This window comes from Rhodococcus sp. IEGM 1318 (assembly GCF_033142465.1).
Lineage (GTDB): Bacteria > Actinomycetota > Actinomycetes > Mycobacteriales > Mycobacteriaceae > Rhodococcus_F > Rhodococcus_F qingshengii_B.
Window position 1 is genome coordinate 1 of the sequence record NZ_JAWLSC010000057.1, and the last position, 687, is coordinate 687.

Annotated in this window: 1 rRNA gene; it reads right to left on the minus strand. The window is 53.1% G+C overall.

What is annotated here, in order from left to right:
- A 23S ribosomal RNA gene (locus R4P65_RS33045) occupies positions 1-643 on the minus strand; the annotation flags it as partial.
- Positions 644-687 lie beyond the last annotated feature (44 nt).

Consider the following 687-nt stretch of genomic DNA (forward strand, 5'->3'; position numbering starts at 1 on the left):
ACAAGTCTGTTCGAAGGCTCTGACGGATTGTAAGCGCACGGTTTCAGGTACTATTTCACTCCCCTCCCGGGGTACTTTTCACCTTTCCCTCACGGTACTAGTCCGCTATCGGTCACCAGGGAGTATTCAGGCTTATCGGGTGGTCCCGACAGATTCACACCAGATTTCACGGGCCCGGTGCTACTTGGGTTTCCATTACAACAGTCACAAAGTTTTCGTGTACGGGATTCTCACCCTCTACGACAGGCCGTTCCAGACCACTTCCACTAACCCTGTGATTTCTTACTGTTGGCCAACACGGCAGCATTGACAAAATGAACCCCACAACCCCACGCACACAACCCCTGCCGGGTATCACATGCACATGGTTTAGCCTCTTCCGCTTTCGCTCGCCACTACTCACGGAATCACGGTTGTTTTCTCTTCCTGTGGGTACTGAGATGTTTCACTTCCCCACGTTCCCTCCACACGCCCTATATATTCAGGCGCGGGTAACACGACATCACTCGTGCTGGGTTTCCCCATTCGGACATCCTCGGATCACAGCTCGGTTGACAGCTCCCCGAGGCTTATCGCAGCCTCCTACGTCCTTCATCGGCTCCTGGTGCCAAGGCATCCACCGTACGCTCTTCATTACTTACAACAAAGATGCTCGCGTCCACTGTGCAGTTCTCAAACAACACACAA